The sequence below is a fragment of the Sphingorhabdus lacus genome (assembly GCF_009768975.1).
Classification (GTDB): Bacteria; Pseudomonadota; Alphaproteobacteria; order Sphingomonadales; family Sphingomonadaceae; genus Sphingorhabdus_B; species Sphingorhabdus_B lacus.
In genome coordinates this window covers 567,195-592,483 of record NZ_CP035733.1, presented here as the reverse complement: position 1 = coordinate 592,483, position 25,289 = coordinate 567,195, and the positions used below count along the sequence as shown (strand labels likewise).

At 58.6% G+C, this 25,289-nt stretch carries 23 protein-coding genes; 9 read left to right on the top strand and 14 right to left on the bottom strand.

The window, feature by feature from the left end:
• Positions 1-162: 162 nt before the first annotated feature.
• Entirely contained in the window at positions 163-1,224 is a 1,062-nt protein-coding gene (gene recF / locus EUU25_RS02645) for a DNA replication/repair protein RecF (protein WP_158898047.1), read from the bottom strand.
• Between the two features lie 394 nt (positions 1,225-1,618).
• Between recF and EUU25_RS02640 the strand changes: the two genes are divergently transcribed.
• Positions 1,619-1,795 (top strand): PspC domain-containing protein, encoded by a 177-nt coding sequence (locus EUU25_RS02640; protein WP_158898045.1) that lies wholly within the window; start codon positions 1,619-1,621, stop codon positions 1,793-1,795.
• Between the two features lie 74 nt (positions 1,796-1,869).
• A complete protein-coding gene (locus tag EUU25_RS02635; protein WP_158898043.1) occupies positions 1,870-2,193 on the top strand; it encodes a PilZ domain-containing protein in 324 nt (107 codons plus the stop codon).
• Between the two features lie 33 nt (positions 2,194-2,226).
• Here the strand turns inward: EUU25_RS02635 and EUU25_RS02630 are convergent, their stop codons facing one another.
• A complete protein-coding gene (locus EUU25_RS02630; protein ID WP_158898041.1) occupies positions 2,227-3,366 on the bottom strand; it encodes a beta-ketoacyl-ACP synthase III in 1,140 nt (379 codons plus the stop codon).
• 118 nt (positions 3,367-3,484) lie between these two features.
• Here EUU25_RS02630 and EUU25_RS02625 point away from each other — a divergent pair, with 118 nt between their 5' ends.
• Together EUU25_RS02625 and EUU25_RS02620 are read left to right on the top strand one after the other, a co-directional pair.
• Positions 3,485-4,090 (top strand): lysophospholipid acyltransferase family protein, encoded by a 606-nt coding sequence (locus tag EUU25_RS02625; protein WP_158898039.1) that lies wholly within the window; start codon positions 3,485-3,487, stop codon positions 4,088-4,090.
• Positions 4,087-4,896: a DUF1295 domain-containing protein gene (locus EUU25_RS02620; RefSeq protein WP_158898037.1), complete on the top strand. Its 810-nt coding sequence runs from the start codon at positions 4,087-4,089 to the stop codon at positions 4,894-4,896. The genes EUU25_RS02625 and EUU25_RS02620 overlap by 4 nt, the downstream gene beginning before the upstream one ends.
• A 3-nt stretch (positions 4,897-4,899) precedes the next feature.
• On the opposite strand, the gene EUU25_RS02615 is transcribed toward EUU25_RS02620, so the two are convergent.
• Positions 4,900-6,117, bottom strand: a complete 1,218-nt coding sequence (locus tag EUU25_RS02615; protein WP_158898035.1) for a cytochrome P450 — start codon at positions 6,115-6,117, stop codon at positions 4,900-4,902.
• 119 nt (positions 6,118-6,236) lie between these two features.
• On the bottom strand, positions 6,237-7,619 hold the full coding sequence (gene rimO / locus EUU25_RS02610) for a 30S ribosomal protein S12 methylthiotransferase RimO (RefSeq protein WP_158903047.1): 1,383 nt from the start codon (positions 7,617-7,619) through the stop codon (positions 6,237-6,239).
• A gap of 74 nt (positions 7,620-7,693) precedes the next feature.
• Here rimO and EUU25_RS02605 point away from each other — a divergent pair, with 74 nt between their 5' ends.
• Positions 7,694-8,200, top strand: coding sequence for a hypothetical protein (locus EUU25_RS02605; RefSeq protein ID WP_158898033.1), 507 nt, complete (start codon positions 7,694-7,696; stop codon positions 8,198-8,200).
• Between the two features lie 2 nt (positions 8,201-8,202).
• Positions 8,203-8,604, top strand: coding sequence for a DUF1761 domain-containing protein (locus tag EUU25_RS02600; protein ID WP_158898031.1), 402 nt, complete (start codon positions 8,203-8,205; stop codon positions 8,602-8,604).
• Positions 8,605-8,632: 28 nt separating this feature from the next.
• On the opposite strand, the gene surE is transcribed toward EUU25_RS02600, so the two are convergent.
• The 3 genes from surE to EUU25_RS02585 all read right to left on the bottom strand — a co-directional run bounded on the left by surE (position 8,633) and on the right by EUU25_RS02585 (position 12,109).
• The gene (gene surE, locus EUU25_RS02595; RefSeq protein WP_158898029.1) at positions 8,633-9,400 is read right to left on the bottom strand and encodes a 5'/3'-nucleotidase SurE; all 768 of its coding nucleotides are present in this window, start codon (positions 9,398-9,400) and stop codon (positions 8,633-8,635) included.
• The gene (gene serS, locus EUU25_RS02590; protein WP_158898027.1) at positions 9,400-10,680 is read right to left on the bottom strand and encodes a serine--tRNA ligase; all 1,281 of its coding nucleotides are present in this window, start codon (positions 10,678-10,680) and stop codon (positions 9,400-9,402) included. Before serS ends, surE begins: the two co-directional genes overlap by 1 nt.
• Before the next feature lie 145 nt (positions 10,681-10,825).
• Complete coding sequence (locus tag EUU25_RS02585) at positions 10,826-12,109, bottom strand: hypothetical protein (protein WP_158898025.1); 1,284 nt, start codon at positions 12,107-12,109, stop codon at positions 10,826-10,828.
• Positions 12,110-12,579: 470 nt separating this feature from the next.
• Between EUU25_RS02585 and dksA the strand changes: the two genes are divergently transcribed.
• Together dksA and EUU25_RS02575 are read left to right on the top strand one after the other, a co-directional pair.
• Positions 12,580-12,945: an RNA polymerase-binding protein DksA gene (dksA, locus tag EUU25_RS02580; protein WP_246162865.1), complete on the top strand. Its 366-nt coding sequence runs from the start codon at positions 12,580-12,582 to the stop codon at positions 12,943-12,945.
• A gap of 164 nt (positions 12,946-13,109) precedes the next feature.
• Positions 13,110-13,496: a PilZ domain-containing protein gene (locus EUU25_RS02575; RefSeq protein WP_158898021.1), complete on the top strand. Its 387-nt coding sequence runs from the start codon at positions 13,110-13,112 to the stop codon at positions 13,494-13,496.
• 2 nt (positions 13,497-13,498) lie between these two features.
• Here EUU25_RS02575 and pgl read toward each other — a convergent pair whose 3' ends face one another.
• From pgl to EUU25_RS02540, 7 genes are all read right to left on the bottom strand, one after another.
• Positions 13,499-14,206 carry a 6-phosphogluconolactonase gene (gene pgl / locus EUU25_RS02570; protein WP_158898019.1) on the bottom strand — a complete coding sequence of 236 codons (708 nt, stop codon included), beginning with the start codon at positions 14,204-14,206 and terminating at the stop codon, positions 13,499-13,501.
• A gap of 15 nt (positions 14,207-14,221) precedes the next feature.
• Positions 14,222-14,836, bottom strand: coding sequence for a bifunctional 4-hydroxy-2-oxoglutarate aldolase/2-dehydro-3-deoxy-phosphogluconate aldolase (eda, locus tag EUU25_RS02565; RefSeq protein ID WP_158898017.1), 615 nt, complete (start codon positions 14,834-14,836; stop codon positions 14,222-14,224).
• On the bottom strand, positions 14,833-15,804 hold the full coding sequence (gene glk, locus EUU25_RS02560) for a glucokinase (protein ID WP_158903045.1): 972 nt from the start codon (positions 15,802-15,804) through the stop codon (positions 14,833-14,835). Before glk ends, eda begins: the two co-directional genes overlap by 4 nt.
• Positions 15,804-17,627 carry a phosphogluconate dehydratase gene (edd, locus tag EUU25_RS02555; protein ID WP_158898015.1) on the bottom strand — a complete coding sequence of 608 codons (1,824 nt, stop codon included), beginning with the start codon at positions 17,625-17,627 and terminating at the stop codon, positions 15,804-15,806. Before edd ends, glk begins: the two co-directional genes overlap by 1 nt.
• Positions 17,620-19,065 carry a glucose-6-phosphate dehydrogenase gene (zwf, locus tag EUU25_RS02550; protein WP_158898013.1) on the bottom strand — a complete coding sequence of 482 codons (1,446 nt, stop codon included), beginning with the start codon at positions 19,063-19,065 and terminating at the stop codon, positions 17,620-17,622. The genes edd and zwf overlap by 8 nt, the downstream gene beginning before the upstream one ends.
• A 99-nt stretch (positions 19,066-19,164) precedes the next feature.
• Entirely contained in the window at positions 19,165-20,199 is a 1,035-nt protein-coding gene (locus EUU25_RS02545; protein WP_158898011.1) for an ACP S-malonyltransferase, read from the bottom strand.
• Complete coding sequence (locus EUU25_RS02540; protein WP_158898009.1) at positions 20,196-22,388, bottom strand: thiamine pyrophosphate-dependent enzyme; 2,193 nt, start codon at positions 22,386-22,388, stop codon at positions 20,196-20,198. The genes EUU25_RS02545 and EUU25_RS02540 overlap by 4 nt, the downstream gene beginning before the upstream one ends.
• Before the next feature lie 221 nt (positions 22,389-22,609).
• Between EUU25_RS02540 and EUU25_RS02535 the strand changes: the two genes are divergently transcribed.
• Positions 22,610-25,192 carry a TonB-dependent receptor gene (locus tag EUU25_RS02535; protein WP_158898007.1) on the top strand — a complete coding sequence of 861 codons (2,583 nt, stop codon included), beginning with the start codon at positions 22,610-22,612 and terminating at the stop codon, positions 25,190-25,192.
• Positions 25,193-25,289: the final 97 nt, after the last annotated feature.

Below are 25,289 nucleotides of genomic sequence, written 5' to 3'. Positions count from 1 at the left end.
TGACCGTTACTTCGGCACGACCGAACTCAACGTGCAATCATAATCAGTCCAGGTCTCTCAATAGCCCCGTCACCCTGAACTTGTTTCAGGGTGACGGTGTGGTGTAACTAATTGGTGCACCCACATCTTCTTGCGAAATGCGGTTTGGGACGGTTCAAAACTTCAACCCACTCCCGGAACCGCTACCAAATGCGCCGCGGGGCCGATGGCGTCGAACAACGCGGCTTCGGTTCCGGTCATCCACACCTGTGCGCCCGTCTCACCCAATCGCGCGAACAACGCCGCGCGGCGGTCGGGGTCGAGGTGGGCGGCGACTTCGTCGAGCAATAAAATCGGCGGCGCGCCACGCTGCGCGGATACCAGTGCCGCGTGGGCGAGGATAAGCGAGAGCATCAGTGCCTTCTGCTCGCCGGTCGAACAGCGGTCCGCCGCCTGCCCATTGGCACGGTTGTGCACGACCAGGTCGGCGCGGTGGGGGCCGGTCAGAGTGCGCCCTGCCCCGGCATCCTTGCGCCGTGTCGTGCGCCAATGGGCTTTAAGATCATCAGCCGAAACCGGGCCGTCCATCGCCAGAATAATTGCAGGCACTGGAAAAGGGTCCGTCGGCGCATGGTCCAGTTGAACGGCCAGCGACTGCAACATGCGCGCCCGCGCTTCGATGATCGCCGCCCCGCTCTCGGCCATTTGCGCTTCAATCGCGTCAAGCCAAAGAGGATCCGCGCCATCCGGCGACGTCAGGATGCGGTTGCGCTGCTGCACGGCCTTTTCATAGCGGCTGCTGTTGCGGGCGTGGTTCGGCTCTAGTGCAAGGACCAGCCGGTCCAGAAACCGCCGCCGCGCGCCGGCACCATCGACAAAGAGCCGGTCCATCGCCGGGGTCAGCCAAATCGCCGAAATCCACTCCGCCAGATTGTTGATCGTGGCATTGGCGCTGTTGATGCGCACTTTGCGCCGTTCGGGCTGGGCAGCGTCTATACCGGTGCCGATGACGGTACCATCGAGCTCGGCCGAAATCGAAAAGCCGCCGCTCCCCGCGCTATAGGCCATTTCGGAAAGGGCCGCACGGCGCAACCCCCGCCCCGGGACCAGCAAGGATACCGCTTCCAATATATTCGTTTTCCCCGCCCCGTTCGCGCCGTAGAGCGCAATGAACGGCGCTTGCGGAGTCAACGTCAGATGGACGTGATTGCGAAATTCGGTCAGGGTCAGTCGGGAAAGGGCCATCTGCCGTTTCTGCTATATCATGGCGGGCTAGGGTCAACCCGGTTATTTGGCGAAATCCACTTACCAACTATTGGGATATTTCACCACTTTATGAAATGTTACAACACTGACGATTGCTTCATAATTCAATTATAGCATTGTATTATATGTCTTTTTCAAAACTGGCACACCCCGTGCACAGTAGTCTGCATAGCCGGAATGGTTCGGCAAATTGAAAAGGAACTTAAAATGACACAGTCTTCGCGTAATCAAATCGTATCGGTCTTTGCAGCAGTTGTATGCGCATTCATCACCATCGGCCTGAGCGTTGCACCCGCTGTTGCTCCTGTTGCAAGCCTCGTTGCTTAAGACGGCGCAAACCATCCACATTCATCTTGTTTAGGGAGTTATAAAAATGGCACGTTTGGTTCTGGATAAAGCCAATAAGAAGATCCTCGGCGTATGCGCTGGATTGGCAAATTGGTCCGGGATTGACCCGATGATCGTTCGCCTGATCTTTGCGGTAGCCACCCTGATTGGCTTTGGTTCGCCGATCCTGATCTATATCCTGCTCGCCATGATATTGGATTGATCCGAAGCGGACATAAAGGATTGCTTGCCGCTGCCGTTAAGGAAACTATATTTCCGTTTAGCAGGAGGCAGCGGTTGGCTGGAGACGAACATCTCTTTAACTCGCGCCTGTTCCGACGGGACGAGGTCCGCATTGCCGGTGAAGTCCGGGAAAGAGGCGGAGGGAAGCAAAAGATATCCGTTATAGACCTGTCGCAATCAGGTTTCCGGATGCATTGTGTTTTCCTGATCCCCAAGGATCGCACCATTTTTCTGACCATGCCGGGATTAGAGGCGATGGAAGCCCGGATCGCCTGGCACGAGAACGACTATTATGGCTGCGAATTCAAACGGAAACTCTATCCGGCGGTTTACGAGCACATCATCAAAACAAATCCGGCGCTGGCCTTGCGACACTGACATCAGCGCCGGACTGAAAAATATGAAAGTGGCTTAGGCGACCTTGCGAACAAAGACACAGCCGGCCGAATAACCCGCGCCAAACGAACAGATCAGCCCCACATCGCCCGCCGAAAGATCGGCATTATGCTTGTGGAAAGCAATGATCGAACCGGCGCTGGACGTATTGGCATAGGTGTCAAGCACGGTCGGACTTTCATCTTCGCTGGCTTCATGTCCCAAAACCTTATGCGCGATCAGGCGGTTCATGCCGGTATTGGCCTGATGCAGCCACATGCGGCGCAAGTCCGATCCGGACAGCCCCAGACTGTCGGCATGCTCCAGGATCATCTGCCCGACCATCGGCACCACTTCCTTGAAAACCTTGCGCCCTTCCTGCACGAACAGCTTGTCGTTGCGCGGTCCGCTCTGGTCGACAGGACCGTCGCCATGGGCGCGGTTCAGGAAACCGAAATTGTTCCGGATATTATTGGAAAACTGGGTCTTCAGGCGGGTGCCGAGAATTTCCCAATGCTGTTCCGGAGCAATATCACGCGCCTCGACCAGTATCGCTGTTGCGACATCGCCGAAAATAAAATGGCTGTCGCGGTCGCGCCAGTTCAAATGGCCGGAGGTGATTTCCGGATTGACTACCAATACCGACTTTGCATTGCCGCTACGGATATAGTCGGCGGCGGTCTGGATACCGAAGGTGGCGGACGAACAGGCAACATTCATGTCAAAGCCGAAGCCGCGCTGCATTCCGAGCTCATGCTGTATTTCGACCGCCATTGCCGGATAGGCACGTTGCATATTGGATGCAGCGCATAAAACCGCGTCGACATCAGCCACATCGCGTCCGGCGGCCTCTAGCGCTTGCCGGCAAGCGGCGACGCCGATTTCCGCCATCAGCGAAATCTGGTCGTTGGGCCGTTCGGGATAACGTGGCTCCATGATATCGGGATCGAGGATTGCAGCCTTGTCCATCACATGGCGGGATTTGATGCCACTCGCCTTTTCGACAAATTCGACCGAGCTGTGGGTCAGCGGCTCGGCATCGGGATGCGCTGCATTATAGCGGTCCGCATAGGCGTTGAAGCTGGCGACGAGCTCTTCATTGCTGATCGTATCGGTCGGCGTAAACAATCCCGTTGAGGATATCACCGGTATTGCACCCTGCGCGTTTTGCGACATTATTTTTCCCGCTTATTTGTTGTCATTGCGTCCGGATGCCTAGCGCCTGCGTATCTTTGAAACAAGCCGTTTGCAGCAGGCGGTAACTTCGTTAAGCAGAGATCCGGGGAGGACAAGAATGTCATTTGAGGAGCGGAAGCCAAGCTGGATTTCCCGGCTTTTCCGAAAAGCACTGGTCGGCATCTACCGGCGGCATGGTTGGCGCGCGCATGGAGTTGTGCCGGAACCGCGCAAATTCGTGCTTATCGCCGCCCCGCACACCTCCAATTGGGACTTTGTCTATTTTCTCGGACTGACCGATGAACTCGGTATCCGTCCACATTTCATGGCCAAAAGCTCGCTCTTCCGCTGGCCCTGGAAAAATTTCATGCTCGATATGGGCGGCGTGCCGGTCGACCGGTCGTCGAGCAAAAATTATGTCCAGCAGATGGTCGACGAATTTCAGCGGCGCACCGAATTCATGCTGACCATTGCGCCTGAGGGGACCCGTGATACGGTGAAGGCGTGGAAGACGGGTTTCTACCATATCGCGGTAGGCGCGGGCGTGCCGCTCGTGGTCGGGATGATGGACTATCCGTCCAAATCCGGTGGACTGGGTCCCGCAATTTGGCCAACGGGCGACTATAAGGCGGACATGGCCAAAGTGGCCGAAATCTATGCCAAGGTGACGCCCAAGCATCCTGCAAAGGGCATGACCGCAGTGTTGGCGAAGGACGAAGAATGACCGATGTTTTTTCTACTCTCGCCCTGAACGGCGTGGCGCTGATGGTCGCGATATTGCTGCTCTGGGCATATTCGGTGCGGATCCGGGATGTGTCCTTTATCGATGCCTTCTGGGCATTTGGCATGGTCGTGCTGGCGTGGGCGACATGGGCGCAGTCGGCTAATCCCGGCGCGCGCTCCAACCTTATTCTGGGACTGACGACGCTGTGGGGAATGCGGCTGACGATCCATTTATGGGTCCGCTGGCGCGCGCATGGCGAAGACCCGCGCTATACCAAGATCATGGCCAGCCGTATGGAGAAAAAGGGCTGGAGCTGGGCCAAAACGTCGCTGATCGCAGTATTTCTGACGCAGGCGCCGCTGCTGTTCATTACCTGCCTTCCGGCGCAGCTTGGCATCTGGGCGAGCGAGGGTGGCCGCACCGTTATTGGCCCGCTCGGCGCCGTTGGTGCCGCCATCGCGCTGATCGGTATCGCCTTTGAAACCATCGGCGACGCGCAGCTCAACGCCTTTCGCAAGGATCCGGCCAACAAGGGTAAGGTGCTCGACACCGGCCTGTGGCGCTATACCCGCCACCCCAATTATTTCGGCGATGCCTGCACCTGGTGGGGCATATGGCTGATTGCTGCGGAATCGGGCCTGCCCGGCTGGATCAGCATCGTCGGCCCGTTGTTCCTGACCTTCACGCTCACCAAATGGTCGGGCAAACCGTTGCTGGAATATGGCATGAAGAAAACGCGGCCGGGCTATGCCGAATATGTGGCCCGCACGTCCGGCTTCTTCCCGCTACCGCCCAAAAAGGGGTAGCGGTTACTTCACCAGCCAGATTTCGCCATAGCCGTTAAAGGCAGGTGCGATCTTGTGCTTTACCTCGCGGCCCGGTGCAAAGGCGAGGTCGGGGAAGCGTTCGAACAGCAACGGCAGCGCAATCTTCGCCTGCGCCTTGCCCAGCCCCGCGCCAAGGCAATAATGCGCGCCGCCGCCAAAGGCGAAATGCTGGATATTGGGCCGCTCAATGTCGAATTTCAGCGGGTCGGGATTGACCTCCGGATCGAAATGCACGCCAAAGAGCGACATGTGGATCGTGTCGCCCTGCTTCACCTGCTTGTCGGCAACCTGCATATCCTGATGCGCGCTGCGCAGCACTTGCGTCACTGGCGGTTCGACACGCAGGATTTCGTCCATCGCATTGTCGTGCAGGTCCGGGCGCGCGCGGAATTTGGCGAGCTGGTCGGGATTTTTCAGCAATTGAACGACCCCTGCCCCCAGCATGTCGGTCGTGGTCGAATTCCCCGCGATCAGCAGCAAGCGGATCAACAACACGATGTCCTGCGTGGTCAGTGTATCGCCCGCCTCCTCGGCCTGCGCTAGCCGGGTGATGAGATCATCGCTCGGGTTAGTCCGCCGCAGGTCGACCTCGCGCGCCAGATAATCGGCGAGCACGGTCGTCGATTCTTCATATAAGGCCGTCTGCTCCGGCGTGCGGAAGGGATTGAGCGCCTGCATACAGCCCAGCGACCAGCGGCGGAAATCCTTGCGATCCGCCGCATTGATCCCCAGCAATTCCGCCATCACCGTGGTCGGCAGGGGCGACCCGAAAAGCTGCACAAAATCAAACTCGCCGTCCGTAGCGGCGATGTCGTCAAGCAGGTCACACGCGATCTGCTCGATCCGGGGCAGCAGCGCATCGACCGACCGCTTGTTAAACGCCTGCAATACCAACGTCCGCTGCCGCTTATGCTCAGGGTCATCGAGCATCAGGATCGAAAGCTCTTTGCTGTTATTCCCGTACAGCGTCTTGGAAAAACTGCCGTCATTGGCCTTGCGCGGGTCGGCATTCAGTTCACGATTTTTGATAAGCTCGGACACTTCCGCGCCACGGGTCAGGAAATAGCGGCCCAGTTGCTGGTCATGATGCACAGGATCCGCCGCGCGCAGCCGGTCGAGCGGCACCCACGGTGTCTCGCGATAGGTCGGATCCAACGCCGAAAGCTGGTAGCCGGTAGGAAGCGGATTATCGTCGGACATGGGGGACTTTCGGTTATCGGGTTTCGCTCCGACTATCCCAGATGTTTTTTCGCGGCAAGCGATGTGTGGTGGTCAGGGGACAGTCCCCAGGGGGACAGTCCCCAACGCCGTACAGAACCCTACCCCGCAATCACCCCAAACAAGTCATGCTCATCCGCATCCTCGATCGCGACCGAAACGATATCGCCTTCCTTCACGGTCGCCGCGACGTCGCGCAGGTAGACATGGCCGTCGATTTCCGGCGCATCCGCCTGGCTGCGGCCCGTGGCGCCGATGCTGCCGTCTTCGTCGGGTTCACCAATTTCGTCGATGATGACCGGCAAAGTGCGTCCCACCTTCGCTGCCAGTTTCGCCGCGCTGATGGCGGCGGTTTTGGCCATGATCCGCTGGAAACGCTCTTCCTTTACCTCTTCCGGCACCGGATTGGGCAGCGCATTGGCCTGCGCGCCTTCGACCGGTTCGAAACGGAACGCACCAACGCGGTCGAGTTGTGCTTCGTCCAGCCATTCGAGCAAATATTCAAAATCCGCCTCGGTTTCGCCGGGGAAGCCGACGACAAAGCTGGAGCGGATTGCGATATCGGGCGCAATATTACGCCAGTTGCGAATGCGTTCGAGCACCTTGGCTTCATTTGCGGGCCGTTTCATGGCCTTCAGCACATTGGGCGCGGCATGCTGGAACGGAATGTCGAGATAAGGCGTCAGGAAACCTTCCGCCATCAACGGGATCACATCATCCACATGCGGATAGGGATAGACATAATGCAGCCGCACCCATGGCGCGACGCCTTCGCTTGTCCGCAGACCGCCCAGCTCGCGGGCCAGATCGGTCATATGCGCGCGGACGTCGCGACCTTTCCACTCCCGGCTTTCATGGCGCGTATCAACGCCATAGGCCGATGTATCCTGGCTAATGACCAGCAATTCCTTGGTCCCCGCGGACACCAGCTTTTCTGCTTCACGCAATACGGCATCAATCCGGCGGCTGACGAGTTTGCCCCGCAGTGACGGGATGATGCAAAAGGCGCAGCTATGGTTGCAGCCTTCGGAAATCTTCAAATAGCTATAATGGCGGGGTGTCAGTTTCAGGCCACCCTCGGGCACCAGATCGACAAAAGCACCGCGCGCGGGCGGGGCTGCAGCGTGGACGGCGGACACCACATCTTCATATTGATGCGCGCCGGTAATGGCCAAAACGTCCGGAAAACGGGCGCGAATGACGTCGGCTTCATTGCCCATGCATCCGGTAACAATCACCCGGCCATTTTCGGCAATCGCCTCACCAATGGCTTCAAGGCTTTCCTCTTTGGCAGAGTCGAGAAATCCGCAGGTGTTCACCAACACCACGTCTGCACCTGCATAATCGGGCGACAGGCCATAGCCGTCGGCGCGCAGCTTCGTCAGAATACGTTCGCTGTCGACCAGTGCCTTGGGACAGCCGAGGGAGACCATGCCCACCTTGGGCGCTGCTTTGATTTGAGTTGCCATGATGGCGGCGCGCATAGCGGGTTTGTACGCGCTTGTCACGGCGCCAGTACAATGGCATCCGGCGCAGGTTTTTCGAGAAAGAAGCGACCATGTTGAAGATTGAGTTCACAAAGGGATCGGACCGAGACTGGATTGTCGCCACCCGAGACAATGGATCAATGGAAAAACTGAGTTTCCCTAAGAAGGGACCGACGTTGCACGACGCTGTTCACTTCTTTGTCGAACAGGCTCTGTCGATGCATGATGCATTTTGGGGCAAGGTCGAGCAGGGCTTAAATCCAGAAGAAATTCAGGCCTTGGCTAAATCGGGTGGCCATGCGAGCGCGACGCGGGCGGAAAAGCCCGATGACGGAATCACCCAATTGCTGCAAGCCGAACGCTTGGTTGAATGTTTTGAAGCCGATGCATGGGGACAACCCGCCGAGCCCGAATCCTTTTTGGACATTGCCCGATCGGCTTGCGAAGCCTCACATGTCCCGATGCCAGACATGGACACGGCTAAGGTGAAGCAAATCCGCGAAGACATGGCCGCCTTTCATGCTGACTGGATAAAGGCACCTGCGGGGTATACAACCTGCCTTCTATGGAGGAGGTAATCATGGCAAATGCAAATTTACTGGCGATTTTAGTCGCCGCGGCGGCCGGATTTCTGGTCGGCGGGCTTTGGTACGGGCCCATATTTGGCAAAATCTGGATGGCCGAAAATGGCTTTACCGAAGAAGAGCTTAAAAAGGCCAATATGCTGAAGATTTACGGGCTGACCTTTGCCTTTTCAGTGCTTTCGGCGGTGTTTTTGGGGCATTTGCTGGCGTTCTTCGACACCAATACGCGGGCAACGCTGATGATTTCGACCGGAATTGCCCTCGGCTATATCGTGCCGGCCATTGGCACCAATTATTTGTTCGCACGCAAATCGGGTAAGCTGTTCGCGATTGATGCGGGCTATTGGGTGGTGTTCTACGCCGCGATGGGGCTGGTTTTCGTTTTTCTGGGCAGTTGATGTCGGTTGGGGACTGTCCCCAACCCCGTCAGCCCCCATAAGCCTGATGCAACGCCGCAAGCGACTCGCGGTGCGTCAGGTCGAGTTGCAACGGCGTCACGGCGATATAGCCGTCCTCGATGACCTCGAGGTCCGTGTCATGGCCCGAAGTGTGCACCATGCCGTGCAGGCCGAACCAGTAATAATCATAGCCACGCGGGTCGGTGCCTTTGACGATCGAGCCCCGGCTATAATCATGGAACCCCTGCCGCGCGACCTGGATGCCTTTGACATCCTGCGGTAACAGCGCGGGGAAGTTGATGTTAATCAATGTGCGCGGCGTGGCCGGCATGTCGAGCAAAGGCCGAAGAACGCGTTCACCCCAAGCCTCTGCGGCGGAAAAGGGCACGCTGTCGGCCATGCCTTCCTTGCTGTAGACTTGGCTCATTGCAATTGACCGCACGCCGGCAAGCGCGCCTTCCATGGCGGCGGATACGGTGCCTGAATAGGTGATGTCATCGCCCAGATTTGCGCCGCGGTTGACGCCGGACAAGATCAGGTCCGGCTTCGCGTCTTTCATGATGACGCCCAGACCGAGCATTACCGAATCCGTCGGTGTTCCCGAAACCGAATAATGCTTGTCCCCATGCTGCCGGATGCGGACCGGACGGGTCAGAGTCAGCGAATGCCCCGCACCCGAATTTTCCTCGGCTGGGGCGACAATCCAGACATCGTCGCTGATTGTCCGCGCTATCTGTTCGAGCACCTTTAGCCCCGGCGCATTCACGCCGTCGTCATTTGTCAGCAAAATACGCATCAGGCCATCGGCTCCAATCGGGTAATTCCGCCCATATAGGGCAGCAAAGCCGAGGGAATTGAGACACTTCCATCGGCTTGTTGATAATTTTCGAGAATGGCCACCAATGTACGACCGACGGCGAGGCCGGAGCCGTTCAGCGTGTGCACGAACGCCGTCCCCTTGCTGTCGGCGGGGCGATAGCGGGTGTTCATCCGGCGGGCCTGCCAATCTCCGCAATTGGAGCAGCTCGAAATCTCGCGATAGAGCCCCTGCCCCGGCAACCAGACCTCCAGATCATAGGTCTTGCGCGCGCTCGCACCCATATCGCCGGTGCACAGCAACATCTTGCGATATGGTAATTCCAGCGCCTGCAGGATGCCTTCGGCCGACTCGACCATCCGTTCATGTTCCGCAACGCTATCTTCGGGACGCACGATAGAGACCAGTTCGACCTTTTCAAACTGGTGCTGGCGAATGAGCCCCTTGGTATCGCGTCCTGCGGCACCTGCTTCCGACCGGAAACAGGGCGTCAACGCGGTCATACGGATCGGCAGCGCGGCATCGTCCAATATCTGTTCGCGCACGCTATTGGTCAGCGATACTTCCGCGGTCGGAATAAGCCAACGGCCATCGGTAGTCTGGAAATTATCCTCGGCAAATTTGGGGAGCTGGCCGGTGCCGAACAGCGATTCCTGTTTGACCAGATAGGGCGTCGCACATTCTGTATAGCCGCGCTGCACGGTGTGGTGATCCAGCATGAACTGGCCAATCGCCCGGTTCAGCCGCGCCATTTGTCCGCGCATGAAAGTAAAGCGCGCGCCCGAAATGGCAACGCCGGTTTCAAAATCCAGCCCCAATGCCGGGCCAAGGTCTGCATGGTCCTTGGGTTCAAAATCAAAGTTGCGCTGCTGGCCCCAACGAAGCTGTTCGACATTCTCCGTCTCATCCGCTCCATCGGGAGCTTCATCCGAAGGCAAATTGGGTAGAGCGGCGAGCAGCCCGTCCAGTTCGGACGCCAGGGCGCGTTCCTGCTCTTCCATTTGCGGCATGCTGTCTTTCAGCGATGCGACCTCGGCCTTCAGCGCTTCTGCCGTGGCGGTATCGCCCTTCCCCATGGCCGCACCAATGGCTTTCGACGCTTCATTGCGCCGTGCTTGCGATGCCTGCATTTCAGTCTGGACCGCCCGCCGTTTTTCATCGAGCGCCAGCAAGGACGCCGACACAGCAGCCGCCCCGCGCCGTTTCAGCGCCGCGTCAAAAGCTTCGGGATTTTCGCGTATATATTTCAAGTCGTGCATGGCGGCAGGCTATGCCGACGCGCCGGAGGTTTCGCAACGAAAAAGGGTGTGTGGGGGTATGTGTTGGGGACAGTCCCCAACATCCCCACATAAAAAAAGGGCGGCTCCGAGAACCGCCCTTTCAACAGATACAAGGCAGCACCCCCTATGCTGCGATTGTATCCTTGGATTTCTTGGCTGCGCGGCGGCGGGCGAACAGGCCGGCTGCGGCTGCGCCGAAGAGCAGGACCATAGGCGGGGCCGGAACATCGGTGCCGCCGGTGGAGCCGCCCGTCGATCCACCGCTCGACGAAGACGACGAACTGGAGGATGAAGAAGAGCTGCTGCTCGACGAAGACGCACCCGAAGATGTGCCGCCGAACGAGGAAGATGTGCTGCCGCCAAAGCTGGATGAACCGCCCGAAGACGAGGACGAGCCAGAAGAAGACGAACTCGACGATGACGACCCGCTGCTCGAACCCGAGCTGCCCGACGAGCCGCTGGAGCCGGAGCTGCCCGAAGAGCCGCTCGAACCGTTGCTGCCGCCCGAACCGCCGTAGCTGGACGAACCGTGGCCGCCTGAACCGCCATAGCTCGAGGAACCGTGACCGCCAGAGCCGCCGCCATTTCCACCCGAAGACGAGCTGCTGCTCGACGACGAACTGGAGGATGAGGATGAGCTGGACGAAGACGAGGAAGACGAACTGCTGACGGCACCGCTTGAGGTGCTGACATTGCCCGACGATGTGGAGACGCCACCTGTCGAAGTCGAAACGCCACCGGTCGAGGTTGAAACGCCGCCGGTCGAGGTACTAATTCCACCGGTCGAGGTCGAAACGCCGCCGGTTGAAGTGGAAACGCCGCCTGTCGAGGTCGAGGTGCTGACACCGCCGGTCGAGGTCGATACGCCGCCCGAGGTGCTCGAGGTGCTCGAACCACCCGTGGATGTGCTGGAGCCGCCGGTCGAGGTGCTCGAACCGCCCGAAGAGGTCGAGCTGCTGATACCGCCGGTGCTGCTGGAGGTGGACGAGATGACCACGGTACCGCTGCTTCCGCCGCCACCGCCTGAGAAGCCGCCAAAGAAGCCGCCGCCGAAACCGCCGCCAAAGCCGCCCGATCCGCCGATGATGACAGGAACGCCGCCGCTGCTGCCGCCTTCATAAGGTGCAGGTGGCATGAAAGGAACGGGAATGGGTGGCATGCCCTGGCTTGCAACCGTCACAACGCTTGGTGTGCAGGTGCTCGTTGTTGTCGTGCGGACAACCTTGCGAACGCGCTTTACCTTGCGGACGGGCTTATGGTGCGCGATCTTGCGTACCTTGTGCTTTTTCTTGGCAACCTTGTGCACTTGAGCAGGGGGCGTATCAGCGACTTGCATCGCACCACCACCGATCAAAGCGCCGCCGCACGTGCAGGCACATAATTTCGCTAAAGCCATGCGTACTGACATAATCTCGACCTTCTTCAGCATTGGGGCTGGGAACGGGATCTGGGCTACAGACCTTTGTTCACGCCTCCTGATGTAGCGAGAAAGGCAGAACTATTGGTTAAGCTCAATTGTATTAACCCTGTTTCGAGACCCCGCTTTGTGAAAAATGCGGAATTTCAGTGGGGAAAAGCCAAAGCGTCCCGAACTGGAACTGTTTACATTGCGACTATTTACAGCCCGGAGCCATTTCCACAGCTTTTGCGGGCCCAAAATGCGGTTCGGCAATTTGCTGCTTGTGTGCCTATAACCCCGAGTCTATATCGCCGCCCGAGAGTTGTATTCATGCGGGTCCCCGGGTTCCCGCCCGGGCCGCAAGAGGTGGAGATTACATAATGGGCGCCAGCGCCAAGCCTCAAGATAATAGCAGTGAAACCAGTGGCTTAGACATTGATCTAGACCCGTCATATGTGCCCTCGGACGACGAGCCATTTATGAACGAAAAACAGCTGAAGTTCTTTGAACGGCAGCTGATGGACTGGAAGAACAGCATCCTTGCCGAAGCGCAGGGTACTTTGAACCAGTTGCAGGACGGTCCGATCCGCGAACCCGACCTCAACGACCGCGCATCAAGCGAGACCGACTGGAGCATCGAGCTGCGCACCCGCGATCGCCAGCGCAAGCTGATTTCCAAGATTGATGCCGCTTTGCGCCGCATTAGCGAGGGTGAATATGGCTATTGCCAGGTCACTGGCGAACCGATCTCGCTCGCCCGCCTACGCGCCCGTCCGATCGCGACGATGACGCTGGAAGCGCAGGAACGGCACGAACGGCAGGAACGGGTTTCGCGCGACGATTAAGGTCGTCCGCGTTCCGGTCAAACCTATCCATCATGTTGGCCTTCTTGGTTAACGGATGCTTCGTCTAATCCTCGAAAATCGGTGGCCATTAACCTTTTGGCTACATTTTAATGGCAGTAATAACGCGTAACATAATAGGTAACTTAGCCTTCTGGGTGCGCGAAATGAACGATCTGCTGAATATTGATAATCCTGCTTCAGCCAAACGTGGGAATAATCGCGATAGCCTGCTTTTGAAGGCTGTACTGCGTTTTGCCAATGTCAGCGAAGATCGCGAAGTCCGGATCCGCAACCTGTCCGCAGGCGGCCTGATGGCCGAAGCCCCTTTACGCGTTGCACGTGGCGAGCCTGTGGAAATCCACCTGCGCAGCATCGGCTGGATCAGCGGCCATGTGGCATGGGTCACCGAAGGCCGCATCGGCATCGCCTTCGACCATCCGATCAACCCCATGGATGCACGCAAACCTGTCGGCCAAGCCGAACTGGAAATGCCCAACTATCTGAAAAAGCTGAACGAACCGGCCGCACCGATCAAGTATCGCCGCCTCTAAAGTCAGGCGTCCAGACAGTAGATGTCGACCGGGATGGTGATCTTTTCGAGCACCTGACCCACCGGATAGCCGGACTTCGCACCGTCCTCTATCGCCTGCTCCAGCACCTCGCGCTTTTTCGCGCCGGAGATCACCAGCATCGTTGTACGCGCAGACGCAATCGCGGTGGCTGTCAGGGTCACGCGGTTGACGGGCGCTTCTTCGGGCAAGGGATCCGGCGCGACGCCCACGGCACGCACATCCTTGCCGCCGTTCAGCGCATCGTCGAGATCGGGTCCGGGAAAGATCGAGGCCGTATGCCCGTCCGCGCCCATACCCAGCCATACCAGATCAGGCGGCCAGTGCAGGTCGGCAAGCCGTGCATTTGCCGCGTTTCCGGCGAGCTTATGATCCGCCGCATCGCTCGTGATCGGAAGAACGCGCGCGCCTTTGGGAATGAAAATCTTCGCGATCATCGCGACATTGGACAGCGGGCTATCAACGGGGACCAGCCGGTCGTCGGTCGGAATGATCGTCACACTCTTCCACCGGATTTTCGATTCGGCGAGCTTTTCCAAAATGGGTTTTGGCGTCGAACCACCGGGAAAGGCCACCAGTGCCTGCCCGCGCGCGTCGAGGGCGCTTTCGATAATGAAACTCACATCGCCGACTACCGCATCAATCAAATCCTCGGCGGCATCAAATTCCCACCATTCAATCTCTTCGGCCATCTGCTTGTTACTCCATCATGTGCGTAGCGCCGCGGCGGCGCGCGCTGCAGCCTCTATCGCCACAACATCCGGTGTCCCTTTACCAACAAGCCAGCTACCGCCAACACATAAAATTTCAGAAACCGCCAACCAATCGGCAGCGGTTTCCTGTTTGATGCCTCCCGTGGGGCAAAATTTGCATTGACCAAAGGGACCGATCAGCGATTTCAACGCCGGAAGCCCGCCATTCGCCTCAGCCGGGAAAAATTTGAAATGTTTGAGGCCCAAATCCAGCCCGCGCATGATATCGCCCGCATTGGCGATGCCCGGCAGGAACGGAATGCCCTTGGCAACCGCAGCCTTGCCAAGATTTTCGGTCAGACCCGGCGACACAATAAATTCCGAACCAGCGGCAATGGCGCTTTCAAGGCCGGGGATATCGACAACGGTCCCTGCCCCCACAATCGCGCCGGGCACTTTCTTCATTTCCGCAATGACATCCAGCGCCGCCGCCGTGCGCAAAGTCACCTCCAATACGCGAAGCCCGCCGGCGACCAGCGCTTCGGCGACCGGGCGGGCATGGGCGACGTCTTCGATGACGAGCACCGGAATGACCGGTGCGGTGCGCATGATGGTTTCGATTGCGTTCACTGCGCATGCTCCTGTGCATAAGCCGCCGCCGCGCCGAAAAGGCCGGGTTGCGGATGGGTAATGAGCTTGACCGGAATTCCGGCCATCAACGATTCGAAGCGCCCCTTGGCGCGGAAACGCTCAGCAAAGCCGGAGCGGACGAGGATATCCTTGATCCGCAGTCCGAGGCCACCGGCGATAACGACACCTGCAAATCCGCCCTGCGCGAGGGTAATGTCGCCCGCGACGCTGCCCAGCGACAGACAGAAACGGTCCACCGCGGCTGCAGCAAGACTGTCCTCACCCGACATGCCCAATTGCCAAAGCTGCTTGTCGTCAAGTTGCTGGACGGCTTTGCCTTCCAGCGCGGCCAAGGCTTCGTAAATTTCCACTAGCCCCGGCCCCGACACGACGCGTTCCGCCGAAACCCGGCGATACCGTTTCCGCAACCGTTCGAGCAACGCATCCTCTATACTGTCGAGAGGTGCGAAATCGATATGCCCACCTTCGGTCGCTTGCACATGGTAACCGTCGCCCTTGCGCCAGACATGCGCGACGCCAAGCCCGGTTCCGGGTCCAATGATGCTGATCGTACCACTATCGGCCAATGGCTGTTCCGGCCCCGTCAGGTGGAGAAAATGCTCTGCACCCGCCTGCGCCACCGCGTGGCCCACGGCGCCGAAATCATTGACGATGACAAAACTGTCGACGTTGAGTTTTTCGCAGACCAGTGACCGCCGTATAATCCAGGGATTGTTGGTCAGCTTGATAACGTCTGCATCGACAGGCCCGGCAATCGCAATTGCGGCAGCGCGCGGCAAAGGCTTTGCGGTGATCCGGCCAAAATCTTCCCATGCAGTTTGAAAGCTCGCATGCTCCGCCGTCTTGAGCGTTACCGCTTCACCCAGCGAGACAACACGCCCACCGGACACCTCGGCAATGGCGAAGCGGGCATGCGTGCCACCGATATCGACCGAAACAATCTCCATCACAGACCTGCCGCCGCCAGCATCGCCGAGCCGCCCTTCTCTGCCTCATCGGCGGTGGCGCGCATCAGCGCGAACAATTCGCGTCCTGTACCCACATGGCCCGAAGGCATCGGAACAGCCATCCGACCCGCCCATTCCGCTTCGTCGACCAGAACATTCAGCGCCCCGTCATTGGCGCACAGCCGGACCACATCGCCATCCTGCAATTTCGCAATGGCACCGCCGCGTGCAGCTTCCGGACTGAGGTGGATCGCTGCAGGAACCTTGCCCGACGCACCCGACATACGGCCATCGGTGACGAGTGCGACCTTGAAGCCCTTGTCCTGCAGTACACCGAGCGGCGGGGTCAACTTGTGCAGTTCGGGCATGCCATTGGCGGCCGGCCCCTGGAACCGGATAACGACAATCACATCGCGATCGAGTTCACCCGCCTTGAACGCGGCCAAAGCGTCGTTCTGGTCGTGGAAGACCCGCACGGGCGCTTCGATGGTCCACCGCGCCGGATCGACTGCGCTGGTTTTGAAGGTAGCGCGGCCCAGATTGCCGGTGACGAGCCGCATACCACCATCCGGACTGAACGGGTTGGAGGGCGGGCGGAGCATCGATTCATCGGCCGTCACGGCAGGTGCCTCGCGCCAGCTCAGTTGCTCATCCTGCAAAACCGGTTCTTGTCCATAAGCGGTCAGATCGTCCGCCGCGACGGTCATGATGTCGCGGTGCAACAGCCCTGCATCCAGCAACTCGCGGATCACATAGCCCATCCCGCCTGCCGCGTGGAAGTGGTTCACGTCACCCGAACCGTTGGGATAGACACGTGCAATCAACGGCACCACGGACGACAATTGGTCGAGATCTTCCCAATCAATCATGATGCCTGCCGCACGCGCAATAGCGGGAATATGCAGGGCATGGTTGGTCGACCCGCCGGTGGCCAGCAATCCGACGCAGGCATTCACAATCGCCTTTTCATCGACGCAGAGGCCAAGCGGACGGTAATCTTCGCCTTCCCAACCAATTTCGGCAAGACGGTGCACCGCCGCGCGCGTCAATTCGGTGCGCAATTTCGTACCCGGATTGATGAAGGCCGCACCGGGAATGTGCAGCCCCATCACTTCCATCATCATCTGGTTGGAATTGGCCGTACCGTAAAAGGTGCAGGTCCCTGCCCCATGATAGGAGGCAGCTTCCGCATCCAGCAATTCGGCGCGGCCAACTTTGCCTTCGGCATAAAGCTGGCGGACACGCTGCTTTTCCTTGTTGGCGAGGCCGGACGGCATGGGGCCTGCGGGAATCAATATCGTCGGTAAATGGCCGAAGCGTAATGCACCGATCAGCAAGCCGGGCACGATCTTGTCGCAAATGCCGAGCATCGCGATGCTTTCGAACATCCCGTGGCTCAGACCTATGGCGGTCGCCATGGCAATCACGTCGCGGCTGAACAGCGACAATTCCATCGAATCCTGCCCTTGCGTCACCCCGTCGCACATGGCCGGGGTGGCTCCAGCGACCTGTGCCGTGGCGCCGACTTCGCGGGCGAATATCTTCATCTGTTCAGGGTAGCGTCCATAGGGCTGATGCGCGGACAGCATGTCATTATAGGCGCTGATGATGCCGATATTCATCGCCTTGCCGCCACGGATTGCGGCCTTGTCTTCACCGCTGGCGGCAAAGCCATGGGCGAGATTACCACAGCTCAAGGTCGGCCGGTTGACGCCGGCATCCCGTTGCCGCGCAATCAGGTCCAGATAGGCAGCGCGTCCCGGCTTTGACCGTTCGATGACCCGCGCGGTAACCGCTTCCAAGGTGGCGTTCAGCTTACTCATGCCAGCTTACTCCATCCCGTTCGGCAAGTGCGATGGCGGCATTGGGCCCCCAGCTACCTGCGCCGTAATTTTTGGGCCTCAATCCGGTCGTCTTCCAAAGTTCGCGGATAGCATCGACCCATTTCCACTGTGCCTCGACCTCGTCGCGGCGCACGAACAGGGTCTGGTCACCCTCAATCAAATCGAGCAGGAGCCGTTCATAGGCGATCCGGCGGCGCGACCCTGCAAAAGCGGTGGTAAGCGACAGGTCGAGCGGCACTTCACGCAGCGTAACCCCGCCGCGATCCAGACCTGGCTCCTTCGCCATCACCAGCAGCCGTACATATTCCTCTGGCTGCAACCGGATGATCAGGGTGTTGGCCTCCAACCGTCCGCCGCGCGCGCCGAACACATTGTGCGGCACCGGTTTGAATTGGATTACAATCTCACTCCGCCGTTCAGGCAGACGCTTTCCGGTGCGCAAGAAAAAGGGCACACCCTGCCAGCGCCAATTATCGACATAGGCCTTGATGGCGACAAAGGTTTCGGTGTCGGATGGCTTGCCCAGATCGGAATCATAGCTTTTCACCGCCTCGCCCTTGACTGCGCCATCGCCATATTGGCCGGTCACAACATCGCCTTCGGCAACGGGCCGCAAGGCGCGGAGTACCTTGACCTTTTCATCACGGATTGCAGTGGCGTCCAGGTTGGCGGGTGGCTCCATCGCGGTTAGCGCCACGAGCTGAAGCATATGGTTCTGCACCATATCGCGCAGTGCACCGGTGTCGTCATAAAAGCCGGCACGTCCTTCCAGACCGACCGTTTCGCTGACGGTGATCTGCACATGCTCAATGGCGTTGGCGTTCCACAACGGCTCGAACAGCATATTGGCAAAGCGCAGAGCCATCAGGTTCTGCACCGTTTCCTTGCCCAGATAATGGTCGATCCGGAACGTCCGCTTTTCCGGAAAGACGGCGTTGACCGCATCGTTGATCTGGCAACTGCTGGCCAGATCATTGCCGAGCGGTTTTTCCAGACCGATACGCACATTGTCGCCCGCGAGCCCTGCGCTGTGGAGTCCTTTGATGGTGGGTTCAAACAGCGACGGGGCGGTCGACAGGAATATCGAAAGGCCGCCCGAAATGTCGCCGATTTTGTCGGCCAGCGCAGCAAAGCCGTCGGGCTGCGATGCATCCAGCGCCTGATAGTGGAGACGCTGCAAAAAGGCATCAATCATGCCTTCCGCCTTGCGGTCCTCCGGTAGAAATTCGCAAAGCGCTGTGCGCGCAAATTCGCGGAACTCGGCATCGCTATAGGCGCTGCGCGCGGTGCCAAAAATGCGCAAAGCAGGGTCGATCAGCTCGTCGGCGTGCAGCGCATAAAGGGAAGGTAGCAACATCCGCCGCGAAAGATCGCCGGTCGCGCCGAATAACAAGAGGGTCGAACTATGCTCGCTCATGCAGCCTATCTCCAACAATCGGCGTCCTGCGCGTCGATTACGCGCCATCCCTTAGCTTGCCGACCCCTCGCGTCTAGCGCTTATTCGTATGCACCGCCCTTAACGGACCACCTGCGCCCTCTGATCGGCTATTCCCATCGACAATATCACCGGATTTTCAGCCTGACGGGCCTGAAAATCCGTTTTTCCGGAAAGGCCGCGCCAGTCTGATCCGATCAGGGCCTGCGCGGTAGGTGCGCCGAGCGTTGTGCCGGGGCCCAGGACGATGATCTTATCCGGCGCAAATTCCGCCGCCGCGACCTGAACCGCGCGGGTAAAATCATAGGTCCGGTTCAACTGTGCACCTAGAGTATAGTCATACATTGCCGCCGGATCGAATGCCTTGGGCGACCAGACCTTGCCCTGCCCGTCCACCGCCGAAAGTTCACCTGCACCGAAATCCGCCAGCGGATTGGCGGCGCGCGCCATTTCCGGGATATGGTCGAGCAGCGGGCTGTGGAAAGCCGCATGGTGCATCAGACGCATCGGGAAGCGGTCGTCCTTGGGCAAACGCTCCGACAACCATTTCAAGCCCTTATCATCCGCCGCGAACACGATCATGCCGCCGAGATGGATGGAAATATGGACTTCTATATCAGGGAGAGATGCAACTTCTTGATGTATCTCACTGACTAATTTGTCTTTTTCGGGATCGATACGCCAATCGGCATCCACAATCGGCCAGACGATTTGCCCGCCGACGCCATGTTGGTGCATCATACCACCCATGGTGTTGACCAACCGCGCTCCACCTTCAAAATCGAGTATTCCGGCGCAAGCCAATGCCAGATACCAGCCCATTGAATTGCCGGTGACCGCAACAATATCGTAGCGTTCCCGGTCAATCGCCGCGAAGTCGGCCAAGGCACAGGCGTAAATCAGCAGGGATGCGTTATCGCCGGTCATATGGACCGAGGGCGTATATTTCTCGGCACCGTCCAGCTCGGAAATCGGCACCTGCCCCAGTGAACGGCGGAGCGCGTCGAGTTGCTCAACCATTGCCCAGCGGTCGGCATGATGGGTTTTCAGATAACCAAGTTCCGGCGCATTATAGGTGCCACGTCCGGGGCAGACGACAAGTGCAGTCTCTTTCATGCCACGGCCGCCTTTGCTGCTGCGATGATCGACTCGCGACTTGGCAAAACCAGCTCTGCGGCGGGCCCTAGCGGTATGAAGCAATCCTCGGCGGTGATCCGGTGCGTCACATCGCCGCGTCCGGCCTCGGCCAGGATCGTCATCAGCTTCTCGCTCAAACTGCCTGTCCGGCGGCTTTCATCGACGATCAGGATATTCCGGCAGTCGGCAATAGCCTCCACGATGGCGGCATCGTTCAACGGGTGCAGCCAGCGAAGGTCGATGATCCGCAGATCAATGCCCGCTACGCGCAATTCAGCCTCCGCTTGCCGAGAAAGAAAATAACCATTTCCGTAGGTTATGATCGCAAGTTGCGAACCACTCCCATGCTGGTGCAATTCGCCAAAGCCGATACGCTGCGCCTCAGTGGGCGCAGTATAAGGTGCCGTCCACGCCCCGTCATTGGCCTCCACCAAATCGGTCGTGTGATAAAGAGCGATGGGTTCGACAAAAACAACCACCTTGCCATCTTCATGCGCCATCCGGACACATTCGCGCAGCATGGCGGGCGCGTCTGCGGCATTTGAGGGACAGGCGACGACGATACCCGGAATATCGGTCAACACCGCAAGGCTATTGTCGTTGTGGAAATGCCCGCCAAAGCCTTTTTGATAGGGAAGTCCTGCGATGCGGACGACCATCGGGTTACGATATTGGCGGTTCGAGAAGAAGGACAGAGTCGCCGCCTCGCCGCGTATCTGGTCCTCGGCATTGTGCAGATAGGCCAGAAACTGGATTTCCGGGATCGGCACAAAGCCATTATGCCCCATCCCGATGGCGAGGCCCAATATGGTCTGTTCGTCGAGCAATGTATCAAAGACCCGCGCCGCGCCGAATTTCTCCTGCAGCCCCTGGGTCACCCCGTACACCCCGCCCTTGCGCGCCACATCTTCGCCAAATAGCGCGATATTGGGGTAGCGCTGCATCAGATCGGCGAGCGCAAAGTTGATGGACTTCGCCAGCGTTACAGGCTTGGCCAAATTGCGCTGATCCTTGGCAAACAGCGCATCACGGGCCGGTGCATCCGGTAAAGGCGGCGATGCTTTGAAACCTTCTATGGGGTCAATCGACGCCATGACGTCAGTTGCGGTCTCGATCCGTGGCTTGGCCAGCGCGTCCTGCGCCACATGGTCGACGCGGGCGCGCATATCCTGATAGCGTTGGACGATTTCGTCCCCTGAAAGCCCCGCCTGTTCATGCAAAATGCGGGCGCTGTGCAGCAACGGGTCCTGCGCCTCGGCAGCCTCGATATTGGCGAGCGCGGAATAGCTTGCCTCTACGTCTGCCCCGGCATGGCCCATCAACCGGACGGTGCGCATATGCAGGAACACCGGCTTGCGCCGCGCCCGCGCATAGTCGACAGCTTCCCTGCACCCGCGCACGGCATCGTTCAGGTCTGCCCCGTCGCACTGTATATAATGCAGCGCAGGCCGGTGCGCGAAATTCGCTTCGATCCAGCCGCCGGGCGTGCGCACCGATATCCCGATGCCATTATCTTCACACAGGAAGATGATCGGCATCGGCAAATGCTGATAAGCGGCCCAACAGGCCGAATTGAACGCCCCCTGCGACGTCGAATGGTTCGCCGACGCATCGCCGAAGGAGCACAGTATCACCGCATCATGCGGTAGGATAGCGTCCTTAAGCTTCAACCGCTGTGCCATCCCCAGGGAATGCGCCGCGCCCACGGCCTTCGGCAGGTGCGAGGCGATGGTGCTGGTTTGTGGGGGAACGAAGGTATTGGCACAGCCCAATACCTTGTGCCTTCCGCCCGATATCGGATCGTCAGCAGCGGCGGCAAAAGACAGAGCCATGTCGTATAACGGAGTCAGACCGCCGAACTGCTTCTTACGCTGGATCAGGAACGCAGCATCGCGATAATGCAGAAACGCCATATCGGTGTGCCGCGTCGCCGCCGCCATTGCTGCGGTGCCTTCATGGCCGGAACTGCCGATCGAATAAAATGTCTTCCCCTTCGACCGCCGCGCCCACAAATCGAGATGGCGGCTCATGATCTGGCTGTCGAACAGATCGACCAGTTGATGCGCAGGAACGGACAAAGGCGCCGAATTGCTGCGCTGTGCCGGAAAGTCTTGTGCGGCGACGCGGCGCACAAAGGCTTCGTCGATGATGGTGGGGCGGTCAAACATAGCCAAGGGCTATAATATCCTGCGCGACGGAAAAGCCACAGTTATTTGGCAAATTCAATCGCGCGATTAAATTGCTGGATTTGCCAAAAATCGTTGATAGGATGCGGCTCGAGAGAGAGCTTGTTCCCCAGGAAGATATCCTAGTGAATTTGTAAATGGCGGTTTGGCAAAGATGAACAGGAATGTCGCCAACCAAATCGCCGGTTAAGGAGGAGAGAGAAATGCGTCGATTTAATCATATACTGACGGCTGCGCTATGCAGCACGATGTTTGTTCCTGCCGTTTATGCCCAAGAAGCCCCACAGGCCGAAGAGGATTCCGGCAACGAACCAATCATCGTGACGGCAACCCTGCGCGCGATGGATGTCCAGGACATTCCCCTCGCCGTTACCGCGGTCGCCCCGGAAGCCCTTGAGCGCGAAGGTGTCTCGGACATCAAGACGCTCTCCTCGATTTCACCGAGCTTCAACATCCAGTCGTCACAGACCGAAACCCAGGGCACATCGATCAAGATTCGCGGCGTCGGAACCACCGGTAACAACACCGGCCTGGAAAGCTCGGTCGGCGTATTCATTGACGGCGTCTATCAATCGCGCCCTGGCGTAGCCCTCGGCGATCTTGTCGATCTGGAGCGCCTCGAAATCTTGCGCGGACCACAGGGCACCTTGTTCGGCCGCAACACATCGGCAGGTGCGCTGAATATTTCGACCAAGCGCCCGAGCCTTTCGGAATTCGAAGGCTTTGCGAACGCTAGCTACGGCAATTATAACTTCATGAATGTGCAGGGCGGCGTCAGCGTTCCGATTGCGCAGGATGTGGCCGGTATCCGCTTGTCGGGAACATGGCGCAAGCGTGACGGCTATCTGAAGAGCACCACAGGCGCGGAAAGCAATAACCGTGACCGCTACATGCTGCGCGGACAGCTTTATGTCGAACCCAATGCCGATGTGAGCATCCGGTTGCTCGCCGATTATTCGAAAGTCGACGAAAACTGCTGCGACGCGGTTATCGTGCGCGAAACAGAATTGGCGCCCTTCTTTGCGTTCCACGGCCTCACCAGCGACGGCGTAGATGCATCGGGCCCAAGCGCGCTACAGGGGCTCGACACCAACAGCCAATTGTTCAAAAACGGTGCGGAACAATGGGGCGTCTCGGGCGAACTGAAATGGGATTTCGGTGGCGTAAAGCTGACCTCCATCACCGCCTATCGCGACTTCAAATCGAGTTCGACGCAAGAGTCCGACTTTACCAGCCTGAACATCTTTACGGCTGGCGCAGGTGGCTCCAACTCGCGTCCGGGCATTCTGCCCAATGGCGACAAGATCAAGACCTTTACCCAAGAGCTTCGGTTGCAAGGCACGGCGTTTAACGACCATCTCGACTGGCTTGTCGGTGGCTTCTATTCAAAGGAAGACATTACATCCAACCAATCGATGACGTTCGGCACCGATTACCAGCGCGCCAACAGCGCGTTCAACTTTGCCAACGCACTCGGCGTCAATCCGCTCTTCGCTCTCACGGCGTTAGGCAATGGCGGAATTCCGGTCAACTCGGCCGGGTCCTTCGCGGAAAACGTCTTCTCGCAAAGCGCAAAGAGCTTCTCGGTCTTCACGCATAATGTCATTAACTTCACCGACAAACTGAGCCTCACGCTCGGTGCGCGTTATGTTGATGAGAAAAAGACAGCATCGTTCGACCAGATCAATGGAAGCAACGGCGCGTGCCAAGCCAGCGTTAACGGCGTTTTGAGTGGAGCATTTGGATTGGCCGGACTTCCAGGCGCCGTCCAGTCCGGCGTCGTCGGCCTGAACTGTTTCCCGTTTGCGGCACCGGTCACATTGACCGCGCCAGCCGGACTCGGCGGCGGCCTTGCCAGCCGCTTCCTGCCTTTGCCGCGGGAATGGGCGAACGTGTTTAAGGATGACGAAATCACCTACACCGCGCAGGTCGGCTACAAAGCCAATCCAGACCTGCTGATTTATGCCGGCTACAGTCATGGCTTCAAATCAGGTGGTTTCAACCTTGACCCAACCGCTGCAAACATCACTAACTCTGCGGCAGTTTTGGCAGGGGGCGGCACAGTTGCTCCAATCTTTGCCGATCCACGCTTTGAATCGGAAAAGGTCGATCAGATTGAAGTTGGCGTTAAAGCTACCTTCGGTCCGATCAAGGCAAACCTCGCCTTGTTCGACATGAAGATGAGCGACTTCCAGGTTCTTGAATTCACGGGCGTGCAGTTCCTCACCTTCAACGTCAATTCGGCTCGTTCGACCGGCGCTGAATTGGAACTGTTCGGAGACTTCGGCAATTATGTGAAGGGCAATTTGGCCATGACATATGCCGATGCCCGTTATCCCGGAAACTGCGCAGTTGGCGTTGCTCCCGGCGCACTTGGCTCGGTGACCCGTCTCTGCGGACAGGATCTGACCAACGCACCGAAGTTCACCAGCGTGGTCGGCCTGACGTATGACGGTCCACTCAACAGCTCTGGCTGGGGACTGCTGGTCAACGGCAGCATGAACTATTCGGACAGCCGGACCACACGTACGATCGACCTCGACACCAATGGTCTTCCCATCCCGCTCGCGCGGCAGGAAAACTATTTCAAGATGAACGCACGCATCGGGCTCACCACGCCGGATGAGCGCTTCACCTTTGAATTGTGGGGTACGAACCTGTCGAACGAAATTACCCGCGGCATTACCGCCAACACCCCGTTGCGTGGTGGCGCCGGCACCCGTTCGCTGATCGGCTTTGTCGAAGAACCCCGCATGTACGGCTTGACCGTCCGCGCGAAATTCTAAAAAGCTAAGACGAAAAAGGGGCGGGCTTCCCAGTGGAGGCCGCCCCTTTTTTTATGCCGAATATACGGAACACAATCACATTCCAGAGACCGTCACC